This is a genomic window from Mycobacterium sp. IDR2000157661, from assembly GCF_022317005.1.
In the GTDB taxonomy this organism is placed as follows: domain Bacteria; phylum Actinomycetota; class Actinomycetes; order Mycobacteriales; family Mycobacteriaceae; genus Mycobacterium.
The window spans coordinates 3429246-3450524 of record NZ_CP081006.1; the positions used below are offsets into that span (position 1 = coordinate 3429246).

The following is a 21279-nucleotide window of genomic DNA, read 5'->3' on the forward strand; positions in this document are numbered from 1 at the left end:
AGCGCCGCAACGCGTCCTGTAGCTCTCCTACGGCATGCATGTTGCGGCCAGAAGAGCCATGTCGTCGTGGGGGCGGCCGTCAAGATGATCCATGACGTCGTATTCCACCGCCTCGCAGATCACCTCCGCCGGGGCGCCTGCGTATGCGGGGAGCAAGGCCTGCAGCCTCTCCAGGCCGTACTGGCCCGAGGCTCCCCACGCCTCATCGATCCCGTCGGTGAACATCAGCATGGTTTCGCCCTCTTCGAGGCGGCACGTCGTTGTCCCGTAATACATCTCGGTCACAACACCCGCCGCGGTGCCGAACACGTCCAACTGCTCGACCCGCCCGTCGTGCCGCAGGACCAGCGGTGGGTGATGCCCCGCCGTAGCCACCTCCACGATCGCGTAGGCGCCATCTCGTCGAGTGAGGAATCTCGCACACAGCACCGTCACGAACTGACTCGATGGCGACTCGTACAACAGCTCGCCGAGTACGGCATTCATTGCGCCGAGCACGGAGGCCGGGTGGTGATCGAAGTAGGCGGCAGTCCGCATGATCTGGCGTGCCTGTCCGGTCAGGGCTGCTGCCTCGATGCCCTTGCCGCATACGTCTCCCAGCGCGATCAGCCAGTCGCAGTCGCTGCCGGTGATCTCGTAGAAGTCGCCGCCGATGTCCAGGTGTTCGGCGGCCGGCCGATACCGTGCGGCCAAGCGTAGCCCGGGGATCTCGGGCAGCACCGGAGGCCGCAGGCTGTGCTGGAGCACTGCCGCGATGCGGGACCGTTCCTCGTGGAGCCTGGCGGAGTCCAGCGCCAAAGCGGCGCTGTCCGCGATACTTTCGGCGAAAGCGACGTCTTCGGCGCAGAAGCCGTCATTTGACCGCCTCAACATGATGAGTGCACCAAGAGTGGTGCCGCGCGCGGTGATACCGACACCGAGCGCCTCGGCAGGCTCCGTCTCGTTCGCAGACCCGAGGAAGGGTTCGATCGGCACGAGCCCGCGGATTTCGGTGACTTCGACGTGTTCGGTCTTGCCGCTCCACAGGATCCGCCCAAGCGGCATGCCTTCGACCTCGGCGCGACAGAAGACGACTCCGCTGGAAGCCCCGTCACCCACCATCATCAGTTCACCGGTCGTGATGTCGGGGATCACGATGACGGCCCAGTCGGCCAGTCGGGGCTTGATCAGGTCGATCAAACGCAGGGCGGTGCGCGTCATGCTCAGCGGATCACCGACCTCGAGTGCGACCTCCGCCGCGAGTCCGCTGCGAGTCCGCTGCAGCTTTCGGTCATCGATCTCGCCCTGAGCGTTCACAATCGTCCTTCTCCGCCCCCTGAAGAAGCGCGCTTCTTCCCTTCCGGCAACGGCCGTCGAGAGCCGTGGACGACTCGTGCAGGTTCTTCGTCCGAGGCTAACGACTCGGCGGTCCATTCGGCGTCGATCGCCAACACTGGGCCTGCTGGTTCGCAGCGGCCGGGGCCGTGCGGAGTGAGGTGGCGCAGCGGCGGATACCCGGCGGCGCTGACATAACATGGCGACGCGGTCCCGGCCACCTGGTGCGCGGACGCATCACGGCGAGGAGGCCGCAGTGGCTTGGGATTTCAGCACCGATCCGGAGTTCCAGCACAAGCTCGACTGGGTCAAGCAGTTCTGCGAGGAGAAGGTCGAACCGCTCGACCACGTCTTCCCCTATGCGGTGCGCTCACCCGACCCCGCGGTGAAGGCCTACGTGCGCGAACTCCAACAGGAGGTCAAGGACCAGGGGCTGTGGGCGATATTCCTCGACAAGGACCTCGGCGGCCCCGGGTTCGGACAGCTCAAGCTCGGTCTGCTCAACGAGATCATCGGCCGCTACCCGGGCGCGCCACACATGTTCGGCGCATCGGCACCCGACACCGGCAACATGGAGATGCTCGCCGCCTACGGCACCGAGGAACAGAAGAAGCGGTGGTTGGAGCCGTTGCTCAACCAGGACATGTTCTCGGCCTATTCGATGACCGAACCGCAGGGCGGAAGCGACCCGAACCTGTTCAACACCCACGCCGTCCGTGACGGCGACGAATGGGTGATCACCGGGGAGAAGTGGTTCACCTCGGCCGGCCGCGTTGCCGACATCCTCTTCGTCATGTGCACCAACGGCATGTTCGTGGTTCCGCGCAAGACGCCGGGTGTGGAGATCATGCCCGAGCCGCGCAACCACAACCACATCGTCTACCGCGACGTGCGCGTGCCGCTCGACCATCTCCTCGGCCCGGAGGACGGCGCGAAAACTCTGGCGCAGCGCCGACTCGGCGGCGGGCGCATCCACCATGCGATGCGCACCATCGCGCAGTGCAACCTGGCGTTCGACATGATGTGCGAGCGTGCGCTCAGCCGCCAGTCACACGGCAAGGTCATCGCAGAGCACCAGATGGTGCAGGAGAAGATCTCCGAGTCCTACGCGATGATCAGGATGCTGCGCCTGTTCGTGCTCGAGACGGCATGGAAGATCGACAACACCTCGACCCAGGAGGCCCGCACCGAGATCGCGGCGGTCAAGTTCACGATGGCCAAGGTGCTGCGCGAGGTGTCGTTCAACGCGCTGCACATCCTCGGCTCGCTGGGAACCACCGACCTGACGCCCATCCAGGCGATGTACGCGGCCGCTCCCACGATGGGCATCGCCGACGGCGTCGACGAGGTGCACAAGGCGACCGTCGCTCGACGGGTGCTGCGCGACTACCGGCCGCATGATGGGGATTTCCCGACCGAGTTTCTCCCGCACAAGCGCGAGGAAGCACGCGTGAAGATGCAGCCCCTGCTGGACTCCCGCCCAGAGCTGGCCGCTGCGGCCGCGGCCTACGAGAAGCACTTCTCACGTCGCCGCGCCGAGCGACCCGCCTAAGGTGATCAACATGCGGATTGCCATCGCCGTACTCGGTGTGATCGTCGCGTTGTTCGGACTGCTGTTCTTCCTGCAGGGCATCGGGGTGATGCCTGGAGAAAGCCCGATGAACAACACCACGACCTGGACGATTCTCGGCCCGATAATCGCGCTGATCGGCCTGGCATTGTCCGTCGGAGCGGTGCGCAGGCGCGGCTCCTGAGAACCCGAGCCGAGGTTCGGTATGCCGACCGATTGTCCTGGCAGCCGACCTGTAACACCTAGGTCAGCTCAGCGATGAAACTTCTGAGAACGAAGCGTCGGGGGTTCATATCGCCGGGTCGGGGGAGTGGCGGATCGACGCCACGCATGGAGAAGGGAGTCGCTGCACTATGGGTGCACCGCCAAATTCATCGCCAAATTCATTCGGCAAGCGAGGCGTCGCCGTGCTGGCGTCGGGAGTGGTCATCTCCCTGACCGCGTTGACGACGGGGCTATCGCCGGCCGTCGCGCAACCAGGTTCCGACGACGTTGTGACGACGACGGTGGTGCCGGAGCCGGAGTACACCGCGCCCGAACCCGAGGCGACGGCCGAGGAGACCGCCACGGTTCCCGAGGGCGAAGCGCCGGCGCAGTCCGCGGCGCCGTCGCAGCCCGCGCCGCAAACGCCGCAGACCCTGACCCAGGCGCCGGTCGTCACGGAGCCGGCGCCGGAACCGGCCGCCGAGCCCGAACCGCAGACGCAAGCGCCCAAGACCAGCACGGCGGTGCAGACCGCCGAGCCGTCGAGCCCCGCCACCGAGCCGTCGACGACGGCTCAGCGCTCGCCGGCGGCGACCACCGAGCCGGGCACCGCGACCTCGGCCCCGGCGACAAAGGCCTCCGAGCCGACCGCCGACGCTCCGGCCAGTTCGGCAGCGCTGACGCCCGCATCGGGCACCAGCGGCGCCCCCACCCCGGGCGGCACCGAGACCGCGACCGAGTCGCGGGAGTCGGAGACCGCCGAAGCGACGGCGGAGGCGACCGCCGAGCAGGGCCAGTCGGAGACACCAACCGTGTCGATCGAGCAGGCGGCCACGGAGATCGAGACGCTGGTCCCCGAGACGCTCGAGGCGCCGGCCGAGGACATCCAGCTGGCCAGGAACGCCAAGCCGATCATCGAGCAGGAGCCGGCGCCCGCGCCCGAGCAGGACCTCAGCGCGTTCAAGAGTTCGATCGAGACCTCGTTGAAGATTCCCGGCCTCGACATCGGCTACGGCGCCAACTCAGAGGTGGGCCTGGGCGGCAGCGATATCGAACTGGTCAGCAATGTGCGGCAGTGGCGGCCGGACTGGATCGAGTACGACGAGTTCTACCGGCCGGTGATCATGAACCCGTTCCGGGCGCCGGTCCGCCTCGTCTACATGTACGAGATGGCGCCCCGCATCGTGTTCATCCCGCCGCTGGCCCGCATCGTGCTCCAGGCGGCCCAGTTCGCGGCCTACAGCTTCACCGCGGCCGTGCTGAACCCGATCAACGCGGCGATCGACACGGTGCAGGCCCTGACCGAAATCGCCGTGGGCAGCTTCTTCGGTGGCGGCTACTTCCCGGGTGCCGGGCTGCCGCTGCCGGCGCCGCCGCCGGTGCTGCGCTACGACAACGTGCCGGTGTTGGTGAACTATCCGCAGGCCCGGTACGAGCCGTTCCGGGTGCGTCAGATCGTCGACGTCGGCGAGGACCGCGTCTACGGCGGACGCAAGGTCCTGCTGGACGGAGCGACCCCGGTGTGGGGCGAGTGGACCCAGACCGCCGCCGGCGAACGGCAGTTCGAGGTGCACAAGACCCAGCAGTTCCCCGGCCTCAGCGAGCCGGTCGAGGGTCCGCTGCCCGGTGACTACCGGCTGCGTCTGGCCGCCGACGAGGACTCCACCGGAGGCCTCACAGGACGGGACATCTTCCTGATGGTCGCGGCCGGGGTGATCGGCACGTTGGGCTTCGGCGCCATCGGCCTGGCCTTCTTCCTCGGGCGGCGCCGGCCCGAACACTGATTCGCCGCAACGGAAGTCGCCCCGCTGGAATTGCTCCGGCGGGGCGATTTCCGTGCTGGGGCAGCTGATTTTGGTCGCGGTCGTCAATTGAGTGGGGCATGATGGAAAGGTGCCTCAGGTTCGCGTTGGACCCCTGCTCCGTCATGTCGGCGAGAACGATGCGACCGTCTGGGTCGAGACCGACGGGCCCTGCCGCGTGGAGGTTCTCGGCGACAGCGCCAACACCTTCGAGGTCGAGGGTCACCACTTCGCGATCGTCTGCGTGACCGACCTGGACCCGGACTCCGAACATCCCTACGAGGTGCACCTCGACGGCGCCAAAGCCTGGCCGCCGGATGACTACGAGTTCCCGCAGCCCCGCATCCGACTGATGCCGCGCGACGGGTCCCTGCGGCTGCTGTTCGGGTCGTGCCGCGCCTCGGCTCCGCACCGCCCGCCCTACACCTTCCAGACCTGGTGGCATCCGAAGGGCAAGGGCATCGACGTGCTGCGCACCTACGGCATGCGGATGCTGCGGCAGCCGTCGGCGCTGTGGCCCGACGCGCTGCTGATGCTGGGCGACCAGCTCTACGCCGACCAGGTCAACGATTCGATCAAGGAACTCGTCGCCGACCGCGAGGTGCACGCCAACGGGCCGGTCGAGGTGCTCGAGGACTTCGAGGAGTACTGCATCGGCTACTGGGACGCCTGGAGCGAGCCGGTGGTGCGGTGGATGCTCTCGACGTTGCCCACGTCGATGATGTTCGACGACCACGAGATCAACGACAAGTGGAACACCTCGCAGGCCTGGCTGGAGGAGAAGCGCAAGACCGACTGGTACGAGACCAGGATCATCGGCGGGCTGATGGCCTACTGGATCTACCAGCATCTGGGCAACATGTCGCCGCAGGAGCTCGCCGAGGACGAAACGTTCCAGGAGACCATCGCCCGCCGGGACGGCACCGAGCCGATCCGGCTGCTGGCCAAGAACGCCGAAAGCGACGACGGCATGTCCCGATTCAGCATGAGCCGCGACCTCGGTCCGGCCCGGCTCATCATCGCCGACGCGCGCACCGGCCGTCAGCTGCGTCCCGGCCAACGGCGCATCATGACCGACGAGGAATGGGACTGGATCGCGGCCAAGGCCGACGGTCAGTACGACCACTTGCTGTTCGCCAGCTCGCTGCCGATCCTGTTGCCCTACGGGATGCACCACATCGAGGCGTGGACCGAGGCCGTCAGCGACGGCGCCTGGGGCCGACGGCTGACCGGGCTCGGCGAGAAGGTGCGCATCACCGCCAATTTGGACCACTGGGCGTGCTTCCAGGACAGCTTCCGCCGGTTCGAGGATCTGGTGGTCGACGTCGCCACGGGCCGGCGTGGTGACCCCCCGAAGTCGATGGTGCTGTTCGGCGGCGACGTCCATCACTGCTGGGTGTCGGAGATCGAGCTGCCGCAGGACGCCCCCAGCACTCGAACCAAACTCTGGCAGGTGGTGTGCTCGGGGCTGCGCAAGGAACCGTCGGCGGGGGAGCGAATCGTGCTGCGCCTGGGGCACACTCGGCTGGCCGAGCGGTTCGGCAAGTTGTTGGTGCGGACCACGGATGTGGGCCTGACCCGGCTGCGCTGGCGGCCGGTCACCATGCCGCACTTCCGCAACCAGGTCGGCACTTTGCAGATCGCGGGCGGTGAGATCGGCGTGCAAGTCGAGAAGGTGACCGGTGGGTGGCGCAAGCCGCACTTCACCACGGTCATCGAGCACAAACTGCTCTGAGCTAGCCGGCGCCCTTTCCGTTGTCCACCCGGTACACCGCGCCGTGGATCGCGGCGGCGTCGTCGCTGGCGAGGAACGCGACGGCCTTGGCGACGTCGACTGTCTCCATGAACCCGCGCGGTGAGGCGATGCGCATGATCAGGTCCCAGTCGGCGCCCTCGGGTGCGGCGAACTCCGTGGTCTGCGCGGTCGGCATCCCGCCCGGACAGACGGCGTTCACCCGGAGCTTCTCCTTGGTGTACTCCACCGCCAACGCACGGGTCAGCCCGACGAGGCCGTGCTTGGCCGCGCAGTATCCCGCCGAGTACACCTCACCCTCCACGCCGGCGATCGAGGCCACGTTGACGATGTTGCCGGCCGTCTCGAGCAGATGCGGCAGGGCGGCGCGGCAGAGGTAGAACGGCCCGTTGAGGTTCACCGCGAGGTCCCGGTCCCACTCCTCGTCGGTCATCGTCGTGGTGTGCCGCATCTGGTGGTAGCCGGCGACGTTGACCAACACGTCGAGCCGGCCGAACGCCTCGACGCACTCGGCGACCGCCTGACGGCACGCCCGCGGCGACGTCACGTCCACGGAGGTGTACCGCCCGCCGGGCACCTCATCGAAGACCGCGGCCATCCGTTCGGCGTCGCGGGCGATGCCGAACACCGTCGCGCCGCGCTCGGCGAACAATTGCACCACGGCGGCGCCGAGGCCGGCTGAGGCGCCCGTCACCAACGCGACCTTGCCCTCGAGTCGTGTCATGGCATCGACTTTTTCATGCCCGGACCTTCTCATGCCCGGACCTTCTCATGCCCGCAGGCTCATGCCCGCAGGCAGGGATACCGCACCTGTCCCTTGGGAACCCTCCGAGAATGGCATCCAAGAATCGCTGGTCTCGAGTGCGGGAAGGGTTCCGCACCCAGCTCTGGCCCGTGCCGCTGATCGGCGTGCTGCTCGCCATCACCCTCGGCGTGGTCATGCCGTCCATCGACGTGGCTCTGGCCGACGTGCTGCCCGCGGCGCTCACCAGTTACCTGTTCGGTGGCGGTCCCAGTCAAGCCAGCGAGATGTTGTCGACGATCGCGGGGTCACTGATCACCGTGACCTCGCTGACCTTCTCCCTGACGGTGGTGACGCTTCAGCTGGCGAGCGCCCAGTACTCACCGCGCCTGCTGCGGACGTTCGCCCGTGACCGGTTCGTCCAGCTGACGCTGGCGCTTTTCCTGTCCACGTTCGCCTACGCGCTGGTCGTGCTCCGGACGGTGCGGTTGAGCGGAAACGGTTCCGAGTCCTTCGTTCCGCGCGTCTCGGTCACGTTGGCGTATCTGCTCGCGCTGGCCAGTGTCATCGGGCTGGTCCTGTTTCTGGCGCACCTGGTGCGCGAGATCCGGGTCGAGACCATGATGACCACGGTGCGTGCCGACGCCTCGGTGGCCACCGCGCAGGTTTTCAAGGAGATGGACGACGCCGATGCGTCCCGACAGATTCCGTCGATCCCGGCGCATGCGGCACTGATCCACGCCCGCGCCGACGGATTCCTGGCAGGCCTCGACCAGCAGGGGCTGCTGTCGGCTGCCGAAGAGCAGGATGCCGTGGTGGTCATCGACCGGATGGCCGGCGACTGGGTCGTCAAGGACACCCCGGTCGCCTACGCCTGGTCCACCGACCCCGGCGTCCGCTTCGACGAGGACGAGCTCGGCAAGCTGGCCGACCAGGTGACCGCAGCCATTCACACCGCCGACGAGCGCACCCCCGTCCAGGACGTCGCATACGGCCTGCGCCAGCTGACCGACGTCGCGGTCAAGGCGTTGTCGCCGGGCATCAACGATCCGACCACCGCCGTGCACGCGCTCGGGCACATCTCGACCCTGCTGTGTCAGTTCGCCCAACGCCAACTCGGCGCTACGGTCCTGTGCTCCGACGACGACGTCGTGCGCCTGGTCATCCGCCGTCCCGACCTGCCGCAGCTGTTGGACGTCGCGATCGCCCAGCCACGGCTGTACGGCGCAGAAGACCCCCTCGTGCTCGAGCGGCTGTTCGCAGTGCTGCGCGACCTGGCGTGGCGGGCCGACCGGCCGGAGCACCAGGAGGCGATCCGCGATCAGCTGGAACGCCTGCGGCGCACCGTCACCGAGCAGAACTTCGAGCCGGCCAAGCGTGAGCGCCTCGCCAACGCCGGCCTTGCCGTCGAAGGTGCGCTGGCGAAGTCGTGGCTGCCGTCGATGTAGTCGCTCAGCCGGCCACCCGCGGACGTTCCGGGGGAACCGCCGCCAGGAGTGCGCGGGTGTAGTCGCTCTCCGGTGCGGCGAACAACTCGGCAGCCGGCCGGTATTCGACGGCCGCGCCTTCGCGCATCACCAGCACGTCGTGGCTGACCTGCTGCACGATCGCGAGGTCGTGTGCGATGAACAGGTAGGTCAGGCCGAGGTCACGCTGTAGCGACGCCAGCAGGTCGAGCACCCGGGACTGCACCGAGACATCCAGCGCCGCAGTCGCTTCGTCGAGGATCAGTAGATCCGGTTCACCCGCCAGCGCACGCGCGATGTTGACTCGCTGGCGTTCGCCACCGGAGAGTTCGTGCGGGTAGCGCGGAGCGAACGACGTTGGTAGACCGACCAATTCGAGCAACTCGGCGACCCTGACCGCACGGGCACGTCGCCCCGGCGCCAGGCGGTGCACCCGCAGTGGTTCCGCGATCGCGGCGCCGACCCGCGACCGCGGGTTCAGCGACGCGAACGGGTCCTGGAAGATCAGGCTGATCCGCCGGCGCAACGCCTTCTGCGCCGAACCGCGCACCGCGAGGATGTCCGTCGCGTCGAGGGTCGCGCTGCCTGCGTTCGGCCGCAGCAGTCCGGTGAGGGCTGCGGCCACCGTGGACTTGCCCGAACCGGATTCACCGACCAGGCCCAGCGTGGTGCCGCGGCGGATCCGGAATGACAGGTCGCGCACCGCGTGCACCGTTGACGGGCCGGTCGGGGTGTCGACGTCGAAGCGGACGTCGAGATCGCCGACTGCCAGCAGCACCGGCGCATCGGTCACCGGCGGCGGACCCGAACGGCCGATCAGCGGCCTGGCGGCCAGCAGTTCGCGGGTGTATGCGTGTGCGGGACGGTCGAAGACGTCGCCGATCGGGGCCTGCTCCACCGCCTCACCGTCGCGCAGCACCGCCACGTCGTCGGCCACCTGGCCGATGACTCCGAGGTCGTGGCTGATCCACACAACCGCGGTGCCGAAGTCGCGCTGCAGGTCGGCCACCAACTCGAGGATCTGCGCCTGCGTCGTGACATCGAGAGCGGTCGTCGGCTCGTCGGCGATGAGCAGCTGCGGATCGCACGCCATCGCGATCGCGATCATCACCCGTTGCTTCTGCCCGCCGGACAGCTGATGCGGGTAGGCATGCAGCCGGGCGGCCGCGTCCGGCAGACCGACCGCCTCGAGCAGTTCGACGGCGCGTGTGCGGGCCTGCTGACGCGTCATACGCCGGTGTGCCTCCAGCGATTCGGCGATCTGCCGCTCGAGTGTCAACAGGGGATTGAGTGAGGTGCCGGGGTCCTGGAAGACGAAACCGACCTGGCCGCCGTGCACACTGCGCAACACCCGGCTCGACGCGCCGACGAGCTGGGTCCGGCCCGAGGTGCTGGTCAGCGTGCTGCTTCCGGCGACTCTCGCCCCCGGCGCGTCGAGCAGGCCGGTCGCGGCCAGCACGGTCATCGACTTCCCGGAACCGGATTCGCCGACGATGCCGAGGGTCCGCCCACGCTCGACGTCGAACGAGACTCCACGCACGATCTCGCGTCTGCCGATTCGCACGCGCAGATCGCGCACCCGCAACACCGGATCGCTCACCGCTGCACCCCCTTCGCGCGGGCCTCGATCATGGTGCGCTGCTTGGGATCGAGCACATCGCGCAGTCCGTCGCCGAACAGGTTGAAGGCGAGCACCGTGACGAAGATGGCCGCCCCGGGGAACACCGCCATCCACCACGCCAGCGTCACGAAGCCCTGCGAGTCGAAGATCATCCGGCCCAGCGAGGGCTGCGGCGGCTGAATGCCGAGGCCGAGGAAGGACAGCGCCGCCTCCGACAGGATCGCGAAGGCCAGCGACAGCGACGTCTGCACGATCAACGGCCCGGCGATGTTGGGCAATATGTGCCTGCCGAGGATGTAGCGGTGGCCGGTGCCCATGCTGCGCGACACCGACACGAACGGTTCCACCCGCACGCTCATGGTGCTGGCGCGGGCGACGCGGGCGAAGATCGGCGTGTAGACGATCCCGATCGCCAGGATCGTGGTGCTTACCCCGGGACCGAGGATGGCCACCACCGCGAGCGCCAACAGAAGCACCGGGAACGCGAACATCACGTCCACCACGCGCATGAAGACGGTGTCCAGCCAGCCACCGCGATAGCCCGACACCACACCGACGGTCACGCCCACCACCACGGCGAACGCCACGCTGACCACCGCGACCCGCATCGACGCCTGGATCGCGACCAGCACCCGCGAGAAGACGTCGCGGCCCAGTTCGTCGGTGCCGAACCAGTGTTCACCGCTCGGCGGTTGCAGGGCGTTCGGCACGTCGACGTCGTTGACGCCGTACGGCGCAATCCAATTCGCCGTGAGCGCGACGAACCCGATCAACAGCAGCAGCGTTGCGCTCACCACCGTGACCGGGTTGCCCAGCAGCAGACGCACCGACGAGACTCGGGTGGCGTCCCCTGCAATGGGTGCGGGTGAGGTCATGACAGCCGGATCCTCGGGTCGACGACGGCGTAGAGCGCGTCGACGAGGAGGTTGACGAGCAGGAACAACGCCGCCACCAACAGGACCGTGCCCTGGATGAGCGGGTAGTCGCGGGCCGCGACGGCGTTGTAGACCAACCGCCCGAGGCCGGGCCAGGCGAACACCACCTCGACGACGATCACACCGCTCAGGATCGTCGCGAGCTGAATACCGGTGATGGTCAGCACCGGGATCAAGGCGTTACGCACGGTGTGACGCAGCGTGACGACCCGCGGCGCAAGGCCTTTCGAGCGGGCGGTGCGCACGTACCCCATCGCGGCGACCTCGAGCACCGCCGAGCGCACGTAGCGGGTCAGGATCGCACCGGCCACCAGACCGACTGTCAGGGCGGGCAGCACCAGGTGGCGAAGCCAGCCGGCCGGATCATCCAGCAGCGGCCGGTAACCCGAGGTGGGCAGCCAACCCAGCGTCGAGGCGAACAGCGCGATGAGCAGGATGCCCATCCAGAAGTCCGGGATGGACACCCCGAACTGGCTGCCCACCCGGATGAGCGCGTCGCTGACCTTGCCTTCGCGCAGCGCCGAGTAGATGCCCGCAGGCACGGCGATGAGCAGCGCGACGGCGATGCCCACGAACGCCAGCGACACGGTCGCGGGCAGCCGCTCGAGCAGGATCACCGTGACCGGGTCGCCGTTGCGGAAGCTCACGCCGAGATCACCGGTCACCGCGTTGCCCAGATACCCGAAGAACTGCTCGACGATCGGCTTGTCGAGCCCGCTCGCCGAGCGCAGCGCCGCATAGGCCTCCGGGGAGTAACGCGTGCCAAGCGCGATGCGCACGGGGTCGCCGGGCACGAGGTGCACCAGGGCGAACACGAGGACCAGCACGCCGAGCAACACCACAGCGGAGTACGCGAGTCTGCGCGCCAGAAAGCGGGCGATGGGGTGAGTCGCCAACCGGGTCACGCCGTTTCGTCCCCGTCCAGGCCGGCGTCCCGGAACCGGACCGCCCCGTCACGGCGTGCCTGGTATCCGGTCAGGTTGGGCACCCAGGCCTGGATGACCGACGGGTTGTAGAGGTAGATGTAGCTCACCCGGTCGGCGATGATGGTCGCGGCCTCGCGGTAATCCTGTTCGCGCGCACGACGATTCGTTTCCACCCGGCCGGCGTCGAGCAGTCGGTCAACGTCTGGGTTCGAGAACTTCTGCGCGTTGCTGGTGCCGTCCGTGTGGTGCTGGGCATAGTAGAAGTCGTCCGGGTCGATGTTGCCGAGCCAACCCATCATCAGCATGTCGAAGTTGCCGGAGTTCTGTTCGTCGAGCCAGGTCGCGAAGTCGACGGTACGGATGCGGACAGTGATGCCCAGCGGGGCGAGGTTGTCGGCGATCACCTGCGCGGCGGTCACCGTCTCGGGATACTCGTTGGTGACCAGCATGTCCATCTCGACATCGCCGACACCGGCTTCGTCGAGCAGGCGCTGCGCCGTCGCGATGTCGTAGCGGTAGCGGTCGTAGGGGGTGTACCAGGGGTTGCCCTCGGGGATCGCGAGTTGATTCGCGCTCGCGGTGCCGTAGCTGGTGACGGTGACGATCGCGTCGCGGTCGATGCCATAGGCGACCGCCTGGCGCACGCGCACGTCGTCCCAGGGGGCACGGGCGCCATTGAGCGCGAGATACCAGTAGTCGTTGCTCGGGGTGACCGCGAGGTGCACCGAGTCGTCGTCGCGCAGCTGCGCCACCCGCTGCGGCGGAATGGAATCGGTCCAGTCGATCTCACCGGCCTGCAGTGCCGACAGCGCGGTGGACGGCTCGGAGATGAAGCGGAAGGTCACACCGGGCACCTGCGGGGGCCCGTCCCAGTACGACGGGTTGGCCCGCAAGACGATCGAGTCGCCGCTTTTCTGCGACTGGAAGGCGAACGGCCCGGTGCCGACCGGGTGGGTCGCGATCCGGCCGCTTTCGACGTTGCCGCGCTGCACGATCGCCATGCCCTTGAATCCACCGATGTTGGTCAGCAGGTTCGGGGTCGGCTGCTTGACACGGATCACCACGGTCAGCCGATCAGCGGCGAAGACGTCGCTGACGGCGCTGAACTTGTCGACGTTGGCGAGTTGCTCGTCGATGATCCGCCGGTAGGAGAACACCACGTCGTCGGCGGACAGCGGGCTGCCGTCGTGAAAGGTGACTCCGGGACGCAGGCGGAACGTCCACGTCAGCTGGTCGTCGCTGACGTCCCACGTCTCCGCCAGCGCGGGACGCATCTGAAGGTCGGCGTCGGGTTCGACGAGGGTGTCGAAGACGTTCTCGAGCACCTCGAACGAGAAGTAGGCGGTCGTCTTGTGCGGGTCGAGCTGATCGGGCTCGCCGGCGATGGCGGCGATGAGATTGCCCGACGAGTCACCGAGATCGACGCGCTCGCCGACCGAGCAGCCCGTCACCGCGATGATGACGACCGCGACCACCGCCGCCAGTCGTTTCATAGCCACCGTTCCCAGCCTATCGAGCGTCGATCCCCGCGGGCGGCGGTCGGCCAAACCGGAGCGCGGCAAACCGGTGACGGGCCGGTGTGCACACTGGGATACTCAGCACACCGCCGACGCCGGAAAGGGACGACGTTGAGGACGACGATCACACGGACGACGATCACACGGACACTGTCCGCCGCCGCTCTGGTCGTCGGCGTGGTGCTCGGCGCCGCGGGCACCGCGCAGGGTCAGGGCGACGTGAAGTCCCCGGACACGCCCGAGGGCATCTACTCGGTCCGGATCGGCGATCAGGCCGAGACCACCTGGGAGATCTACCCCATCTGCGTCCCCACCGTCGGGGACCTGCGCGAACCGCTCATCCTTCCGGTCGCCTGCCGGCTGCGTGTCACGCCCGCAGGCCGCGGCGGTTCGGAGGCTGTGCAGGTCGGCGGTCGCTGGACCTTCCAGTCGAACACCTTCGACTCCGTGCGCAAGTGTCCGGACGGCACCGAGGCGAAGCAGAAGGAGGTCTACTCCTTCGACGGCGCCACGCTGGCCGGCGAACTGCAGGTGATCCAAGGTGCCATCTGCGGCGAGCAGCCCCGGATGACGAACATCCCGCTGACCCTGACGTTCAAGTCGCCGCTGGCGATTCCGGTCACCCCCTATCCGCTGATCTGCGAGCCCGGCGGGCTGCGGCGCTGCTTCTAGCCGTCCGAGGGCGCCGGTCCGCAGGTTCGGTCGACTCGCTGCGGTGGGTATGGTCGGCAACGATGGTCGACAAGCCTGCGACAACCTCCGACGAGCCACGGGTTCGACGCTGGGAACGACACACCGAGTGGCCGCTGGCCGCCGTGGCGGTTGTCTTCCTGATCGTCTATTCGGTGGAGGTGCTGCTCCGGCCGCCCCAGCACATCGCCCAGGTGCTGAGCGCCGTCAACGCGGCGTTGTACCTGGCCTTCGTCGTGGACTACGTCGCGCGGCTGGTGCTGGCCGAGAGACGGACCCGGTGGTTCCTCCGGCACTTGTTCGACCTCGCCATCGTCGCGCTGCCGTTCCTGCGCCCGTTGCGACTGTTGCGGCTGGTCATCCTGTTCAAGACGCTGCATCGAGCGGTCGGGGACGCGATCCGAGGCCGCGTGATCATGTACACCGTCTGCGCTTCGGTGCTGTTGATATACGTCGCCTCGCTGGCGGTGCTGGAGGCCGAGCGCTCGGACCCGAGGTCCGACATCACCAGCTTCGGACGGGCGCTGTGGTGGGCGATCACCACGGTGACCACCGTGGGCTACGGCGACCTGTCACCGGTCACGGTCACCGGACGGCTGGTGGCCGTACTCCTGATGATCGGCGGAATCAGCCTGGTCGGTGTGGTCACCGCGACGCTGGCGTCGTGGATCGTGCAGCGGGTCGCCGAGGAGGACGACGCCAACCGCGCCGCGACCGCGGCGCAGATCGAGGAGTTGCGCGCGGAGATCCGCCGGCTCGGCGGACATCTGCGCGAAGCGGGGTCCGTCGACGGGCAGAGCGAGCCTATGGTGAACTCGCGATCGACCGGCGAGTGAGGGGGATGCCGCGTGGCCATGGGTTCTGAGAAGCGGGTGGTCGTCTGGGGCACCGGTTTCGTCGGCAAGATGGTGATCCCCGAGATCGTCAGGCATCCGTTGTTCGAGTTGGTCGGCGTCGGGGTGAGCAGCCAGGACAAGGTCGGCCGGGACGTCGGCGAGATCTGCGGTCTGGACGCCGAAGTCGGCGTGACCGCCACCGACGACGTCGACGCCCTCATCGCGCTGAAGCCCGACGCGCTGGTGCACTACGGTCCGACCGCCAACCACGCCGAGGACAACATCGCGGTGATCACGCGGTTCCTGCGGGCGGGCATCGACGTCTGCTCGACGGCGATGACGCCGTGGATCTGGCCCACCATGCACCTGAACCCGCCGGACTGGATCGAACCGATCACGACGGCGTGCGAACTCGGGGAGTCCTCGTGTCTGACCACCGGCATCGACCCGGGCTTCGCCAACGACCTGTTCCCGATGACGCTGATGGGCCTGTGCTCGGAGGTCCGCAAAGTCCGCGCTTCCGAACTGCTGGACTACACCAACTACTCCGGTGACTACGACCGGGAGATGGGCATCGGCAAGCCGCCCGAATACCGGCCGTTGCTGGAGAACCAGGACATTCTCGTCTTCGCGTGGGGCGCGACGGTTCCGATGATCGCCCACGCCGCGGGCATCATGCTCGACGAGATCACCACCACCTGGGAGAAGTGGGTGACGCCCACCGAGCGCACGACCGCCAAGGGCGTCATCGCGCCCGGCAACGTCGCCGCGGTGCGGTTCACCATCAACGGCGTGTACCGGGGCGAGACCCGGATCCAGCTCGAGCACGTCAACAGGATCGGCAACGACGCCGCCCCCGAGTGGCAGTCGGGCAGCCAGAACGACGTCTACCGGGTGGAGATCGAGGGCACACCGAGCATCACTCAGGAGACGGCGTTCCGGTTCACCGACGGGTCGGGACGCGACGCTGCCGCCGCGGGTTGCCTGGCGACCGGCCTGCGGGCACTCAACGCGGTCCCGGCCGTCAACGATCTCTCGCCGGGATGGGTCACCGCGCTGGATCTACCTCTGATTCCGGGCGCTGGCACAATTCGCTGAGTAACGCGAGCGCCACCCGGTGAGATGCACTACGGGAAGGGCTCCCTTCGAGACGGGACGAGATGGCTGACGGGGTCGGGCTGTCGGTTGGTGCCACCAACCTGGCGGCCGTCGTGGTGGGTAGGACCGCGCTGATGCGGTCGCCGGTGCTGACGCGCTTCGCGCACCGGCCGCCCGAGGTCGGCGTGCCGAGCCAGAACCCCAACCTCAACGAGCGCGGGCTGATCCTGACCGACTTCGTCGACCGCGTCGGCGACCCCGTCGGCATCGTCGCCGCCGACGGGTCCACCCACCGCGCCGATGCGGTGCTCGCCGACGCGTTGCTGGCGATGCTCGTCGCGGTCGGCGGGGGGCGGCCACCAGCCGGGCCGGTGGCGGTCACCCACCCCGCGCACTGGCGCCCGGCCGCGATTGAGGCGTTGCGCGGCGCGCTGGCCGACAAGCCGGAGTTCGGGAGTGGCAAGGCCGTACCGGTCGTGTCGGACGCCACGGCGGCGTTGACCGCCCTGCAGGACGAACCCGGCCTGCCCACCCGCGGGATCGTCGCCCTGTGCGACTTCGGTGGCACCGGATCGGCCATCACCCTGGTCGATGCCGGCAACGGGTTCGCTGCCATCGCTCCGACCGTCCGGCACACCGATCTGTCCGGCGACCTGGTCGATCAGGCGCTGTTGACCCACGTCATCGAGGACCTGTCCGCGGCAGGCACGATCGATCTGTCCGGCACGTCGGCGATCGGGTCGCTGTCCCGGCTGCGTGCGCAGTGCCGCGGCGCCAAGGAACGGCTGTCCACCGCCGGGTTCACCACCCTGGTGGCCGACCTGCCCGGGCGCCGCAGCGACGTGCGGCTGACCCGGACCGAACTCGACGATGTCATCCGGCAACCGCTGGCCGACTTCGCCGATACGGTAGCGGACACGTTGCACCGCAACGGTATTCGCGGCGCCGACCTGAGCGCGGTCGCGTCGGTCGGTGGTGGGGCGCTGATCCCCATCATCACCACCACGCTGTCCGAGCGGTTCCGGGTGCCGGTGATCACCAACGGTCAACCGGATCTGGCCGCCGCGATCGGTGGCGGGCTGGCCGCCGTGCGCGGCACGGTCGAAGAGGGCATGACGGCGCTGTCGGCGGCGCCCGGTGTCGCGGCGGCCGCCGCTGCGGCTACCGCGATGGCGCCCGAGGTCCCCCCTCCCGACGAGGTGGCCCAGTCCGGCAGTTTCAACGCCCTGGCCTGGTCGGACGCCGACGACGTGCCCGACGTCGCGCCGACCGATCCGTACGACTACTCCGCGCCGGGGGCCGGCGGCGCGGCCGATGTCCGGCCGCAGATGCATTTCGGCGACGACTCGTGGCACGAAGTGCCGCCGCGCGCTGTCCCGTGGTATCGCAATCCGGCGGTGGCGATGGGCGCCGGGGTGCTCACGGTGCTGGTGGCGCTGATCGCCGCGGTGGTGTGGGTGATGAGCGACGACAGCCTTCCGGCGCCCGCGTCGACAACAGCGCCGCCGATCACCGCGACGCCACGGCCCGCGACCCCCGCGCAGTCACCGGACGTTCCGCCGCCCGCCACGCAGGCACCGCCGCCGCGCACCGTCTATCAGGCGCCCCCACCCGCGACGCAGACGAGGACCGCGCCCCCGTCGTCTCCCGAACCGCCACCTCCACCGCCCCCGTCGTCCGAGCCGCCCCCGCCGCCCCCGCCGCCCCCGACGTCGGAGCCGCCCCCGCCGCCTCCGACCTCCGAGCCGCCGCCCACCACGCAGCCGCCGCCGTGGAGTCCGACGGCGCCGTATCCGACGATCCCGGGGCTGCCGTGGGTGCCTGCGCCGCAGCTACCTGGTCAACCACCGGGTCCGTGAGGTCGACGCGGCCTACGCTGACGCCATGGCGCAGACCGACGGCTTGCTGTTCAACCCGAATACCTACGATCCGCAGCAGTTCGACGCGGTGACCCGCCGGTTGCTGCGGGCCACCATCGACTGGTTCGAGGGTCGGGGTAAGAAGCGTCTCCTCGACGACGACCTGACCGCGCAGTGGCCCGCCGACTTCCTCGAGTTCGTCAAGCGGGAGAAGCTGTTCGCCGCGTTCCTCACGCCATCGGAATTCGCCGGTGTGGAACCGGAAGACGGGCCGGCCAAGCGCTGGGACGCGGCGCGCAACGCCGCACTCTCCGAGATCCTCGGGTTCTACGGCCTGACGTACTGGTACATCGAGCAGGTCACTATCCTTGGCCTCGGCCCGATCTGGCAGAGCGACAACGAAGCGGCCAAGCGCAGGGCGGCCCGCGACCTCGAGGCCGGGCACGTGATGGCCTTCGGACTTTCTGAACGTGAGCACGGCGCCGACGTCTACAGCACCGACATGGTGCTCACCCCCGCGAGCGAGCAGGACCGCGCCGACGGCATCCTGTACCGCGCATCGGGGGAGAAGTACTACATCGGCAACGGAAACGTGGCCAGCATGGTGTCGACGTTCGGGCGCCGGGGCGACGTCGACGGCAGTTCAGAAAAAGAGAAGGCATACGTCTTCTTCGTCGCCGACAGCCAGCACCCCAACTACCAGTTGATCGACAACCTGGTGCACATGCAGATCTACGTCAGCACGTTTCGGCTGCAGGACTACCCGGTGCGTGAGCAGGACATCCTGCACACCGGCGAACAGGCCTTCGCCGCCGCGCTCAACACCGTCAACGTCGGCAAGTTCAACCTGTGCACCTGCACCATCGGCATGACGGAACATGCGTTCTACGAGGCCATAACGCATGCGCACAACCGCATTCTCTACGGTCGACCGGTCACCGACTTCGGCCATGTCCGTGCGAATTTCGTCGAAGCCTATGCCCGGCTCGTGGCGATGAAACTGTTCAGCCAGCGTGCCGTCGACTACTTCCGCAGCGCCGGTCTCGACGACCGCCGCTACCTGTTGTTCAACCCGATGACGAAGGCCAAGGTCACCATGGAGGGCGAAACGGTGGTGCGACTGCTGCATGACGTCATCGCCGCCAAGGGGTACGAGAAGGACACCATGTTCCGCGAGGTCGCCCAACTCATCGGCACCTTGCCGCGGCTGGAGGGCACGGTGCACGTGAACGTCGGCCTGATGCTGAAGTTCATGCCCAACTACATGTTCAACCCCAAGGCTTACCCGCCGGTGCCGACCCGCGACGACGCGGCCGACGACACGTTCTTCTGGCACCAGGGTCCCACCCGCGGCGCGGCCAAGGTGCAGTTCGCCGACTGGTCACCGGTCTACGAGACCTACGCCCACATCCCCAACGTCGCGCGCTTCTACGAGCAGGCGCAGGCGTTCCGCACCCTGCTCAGCGCCGCGGCGCCGGACGCGGCCCAGCAGAAGGATCTCGACTTCATGCTGGTGGTCGGCCACCTCTTCTCCTTGATCGTCTACGGTCAGCTGATCCTCGAGCAGGCCGAGCTGACGCTGCTGGGCTCCGAAGGCGGGCAGGACATCGTCGACGAGATATTCGACTTCCAGATCCGCGACTTCAACGCCTATGCCGTGGCGCTGCACGGCATGCCGAGTTCCACGATCGCCCAGCAGGAGTGGGCCCTCGAGGCGGTGTGCAAGCCGGTCTGCGATGTCGACCGGTTCGACCGGGTGTGGCAGCGGGTGCAGGCCTACGACGGCGCTTACGAGATGCGGCCCTGACGCCGCCTCCCGGTCACCGTCGAGGGCGACGTCAAGAACGCGCCTTGGGCCGCTTGACCAGCACGACGTGCGCCATCGGGATGTGCATCTGCTCCGGCGCCGCGGCCAGCCGGGCGGCCAGTCCGGCCTCGAGACGGTCGAAGAGTTCCGTCGTGCGGTGCCCGGTCTCGTCGCCGTCGAGCCCGGCGGCCAGCGCGGGGAACACCGACGCCCGGCAGAAGGTCGCCCACTGCCGGCCGAAAGCCGTTGCATCCCCGTCCTTCTGATAGCTGTTCCAGTAACGGTCCTCGGCGTCGAACACCTCGAGATGCTCGATCTCCAGCTGTTCGAACCGGCCCTTGGGTGCGAAGGGTGCGAGAAAGTCCGCCTTGCGCCGGCCCACCGTGGGGATGGACATCCGGTGCAACTCCTCGGCGGTCACCAGGCTTTGGGCCGCCAGTTCGTCGAGGGTCTCCGTCAACGCGCCCAGCAGCGGACGGAAGCCGGCCTCGCCGTCGTCGTCGACCGCCATCGTCATCACCACCATGCGGCCGTCCTTGCACAGTTCACGGCCGCGGTAGGCGACGAACTCGTGCCAGTCGTGAGCGGCCTGCCTGGCGTAGGCGGCGCGGGCGTTCTCGTCGGCGCTGTAGGCGACCTGCACATGGTCGGGCACCGGCTGGGGAACCTGGCTGAGCCAGTGGATGGCCCATGAGCTCCAGCCCAGGTGGACGCTGTTGGACGGCACGATCTGGTTGTAGAACGAGCGGCCAACCGCCGAGGCGAAGGCAGCCTGGTCTTTCTGCAGATAGCTGTCCGGGTCTTCGGTGAGGGTGTTGAACATCGCGGTGAAGTCGTTGTCGGGCACATCGGTGTGCACCACCAGCACCGAGTGGTCTGCACGAGTTCGCTTGCGCAGCACGGCGATAGCGGCACACACCGGCATCAGCGAATTGTGGCCGGTCGCCGCTCCGTAGTCGGCGATCACGATCGGCTGTGGTGGTGAGGGCAGCGGTACGACGGCCGCGGCCTGCTCGAACAGGGCGATCGCGGGTTGCAGACCGGCGGCCTGCAACCGCGTGCTGGCGGTGTACGACCCACTGTCCATCGGTTCGGGCCGCACGACGATGCTGGACTCTGGCATCGCGACCTCCGTGACG

General features: G+C 68.2%; 17 protein-coding genes. 10 read left to right on the forward strand and 7 right to left on the reverse strand.

Going from position 1 to position 21279, the window contains the following annotated elements:
* Window positions 1-27 precede the first annotated feature (27 nt).
* Window positions 28-1296, reverse strand: a complete 1269-nt coding sequence (locus tag K3G64_RS17850; protein WP_238886203.1) for a PP2C family protein-serine/threonine phosphatase — start codon at window positions 1294-1296, stop codon at window positions 28-30.
* A 274-nt stretch (window positions 1297-1570) separates the two neighbouring features.
* Here K3G64_RS17850 and K3G64_RS17855 point away from each other — a divergent pair, with 274 nt between their 5' ends.
* From K3G64_RS17855 to K3G64_RS17870, 4 genes are all read left to right on the forward strand, one after another.
* Window positions 1571-2866 (forward strand): acyl-CoA dehydrogenase family protein, encoded by a 1296-nt coding sequence (locus tag K3G64_RS17855; protein ID WP_238886204.1) that lies wholly within the window; start codon window positions 1571-1573, stop codon window positions 2864-2866.
* A gap of 10 nt (window positions 2867-2876) precedes the next feature.
* Window positions 2877-3068, forward strand: a complete 192-nt coding sequence (locus K3G64_RS17860; RefSeq protein WP_238886205.1) for a hypothetical protein — start codon at window positions 2877-2879, stop codon at window positions 3066-3068.
* 223 nt (window positions 3069-3291) lie between these two features.
* Window positions 3292-4872, forward strand: coding sequence for a hypothetical protein (locus tag K3G64_RS17865; RefSeq protein ID WP_238886206.1), 1581 nt, complete (start codon window positions 3292-3294; stop codon window positions 4870-4872).
* A 109-nt stretch (window positions 4873-4981) separates the two neighbouring features.
* Complete coding sequence (locus K3G64_RS17870) at window positions 4982-6625, forward strand: DUF7800 domain-containing protein (protein WP_238886207.1); 1644 nt, start codon at window positions 4982-4984, stop codon at window positions 6623-6625.
* A gap of 1 nt (window position 6626) precedes the next feature.
* On the opposite strand, the gene K3G64_RS17875 is transcribed toward K3G64_RS17870, so the two are convergent.
* Window positions 6627-7367, reverse strand: coding sequence for an SDR family NAD(P)-dependent oxidoreductase (locus tag K3G64_RS17875; RefSeq protein ID WP_238886208.1), 741 nt, complete (start codon window positions 7365-7367; stop codon window positions 6627-6629).
* 110 nt (window positions 7368-7477) lie between these two features.
* On the opposite strand from K3G64_RS17875, the gene K3G64_RS17880 reads away from it, so the two are divergent.
* Window positions 7478-8833 carry a DUF2254 domain-containing protein gene (locus tag K3G64_RS17880; protein ID WP_238886209.1) on the forward strand — a complete coding sequence of 452 codons (1356 nt, stop codon included), beginning with the start codon at window positions 7478-7480 and terminating at the stop codon, window positions 8831-8833.
* 4 nt (window positions 8834-8837) lie between these two features.
* On the opposite strand, the gene K3G64_RS17885 is transcribed toward K3G64_RS17880, so the two are convergent.
* From K3G64_RS17885 to K3G64_RS17900, 4 genes are read right to left on the reverse strand one after another with little or no spacing between them, the layout of a single operon-like run.
* Window positions 8838-10451 (reverse strand): dipeptide ABC transporter ATP-binding protein, encoded by a 1614-nt coding sequence (locus K3G64_RS17885; protein WP_238886210.1) that lies wholly within the window; start codon window positions 10449-10451, stop codon window positions 8838-8840.
* Window positions 10448-11347, reverse strand: a complete 900-nt coding sequence (locus tag K3G64_RS17890; RefSeq protein ID WP_238886212.1) for an ABC transporter permease — start codon at window positions 11345-11347, stop codon at window positions 10448-10450. The genes K3G64_RS17885 and K3G64_RS17890 overlap by 4 nt, the downstream gene beginning before the upstream one ends.
* On the reverse strand, window positions 11344-12312 hold the full coding sequence (locus K3G64_RS17895) for an ABC transporter permease (RefSeq protein WP_238886213.1): 969 nt from the start codon (window positions 12310-12312) through the stop codon (window positions 11344-11346). The genes K3G64_RS17890 and K3G64_RS17895 overlap by 4 nt, the downstream gene beginning before the upstream one ends.
* Window positions 12309-13826 carry an ABC transporter substrate-binding protein gene (locus K3G64_RS17900; protein ID WP_238950779.1) on the reverse strand — a complete coding sequence of 506 codons (1518 nt, stop codon included), beginning with the start codon at window positions 13824-13826 and terminating at the stop codon, window positions 12309-12311. The genes K3G64_RS17895 and K3G64_RS17900 overlap by 4 nt, the downstream gene beginning before the upstream one ends.
* Window positions 13827-13961: 135 nt before the next feature.
* Between K3G64_RS17900 and K3G64_RS17905 the strand changes: the two genes are divergently transcribed.
* From K3G64_RS17905 to K3G64_RS17925, 5 genes are all read left to right on the forward strand, one after another.
* A complete protein-coding gene (locus tag K3G64_RS17905; RefSeq protein ID WP_238886215.1) occupies window positions 13962-14522 on the forward strand; it encodes a hypothetical protein in 561 nt (186 codons plus the stop codon).
* Between the two features lie 62 nt (window positions 14523-14584).
* The gene (locus K3G64_RS17910; protein WP_238886217.1) at window positions 14585-15376 is read left to right on the forward strand and encodes a potassium channel family protein; all 792 of its coding nucleotides are present in this window, start codon (window positions 14585-14587) and stop codon (window positions 15374-15376) included.
* A gap of 18 nt (window positions 15377-15394) precedes the next feature.
* Window positions 15395-16474, forward strand: coding sequence for an NAD(P)H-dependent amine dehydrogenase family protein (locus K3G64_RS17915; protein ID WP_238950781.1), 1080 nt, complete (start codon window positions 15395-15397; stop codon window positions 16472-16474).
* Between the two features lie 62 nt (window positions 16475-16536).
* Complete coding sequence (locus tag K3G64_RS17920) at window positions 16537-18333, forward strand: Hsp70 family protein (protein WP_238886218.1); 1797 nt, start codon at window positions 16537-16539, stop codon at window positions 18331-18333.
* A gap of 25 nt (window positions 18334-18358) precedes the next feature.
* Window positions 18359-20140 carry an acyl-CoA dehydrogenase family protein gene (locus K3G64_RS17925; RefSeq protein WP_238886220.1) on the forward strand — a complete coding sequence of 594 codons (1782 nt, stop codon included), beginning with the start codon at window positions 18359-18361 and terminating at the stop codon, window positions 20138-20140.
* A 31-nt stretch (window positions 20141-20171) separates the two neighbouring features.
* On the opposite strand, the gene K3G64_RS17930 is transcribed toward K3G64_RS17925, so the two are convergent.
* Entirely contained in the window at window positions 20172-21263 is a 1092-nt protein-coding gene (locus tag K3G64_RS17930) for a class I SAM-dependent methyltransferase (RefSeq protein ID WP_238886222.1), read from the reverse strand.
* Window positions 21264-21279 lie beyond the last annotated feature (16 nt).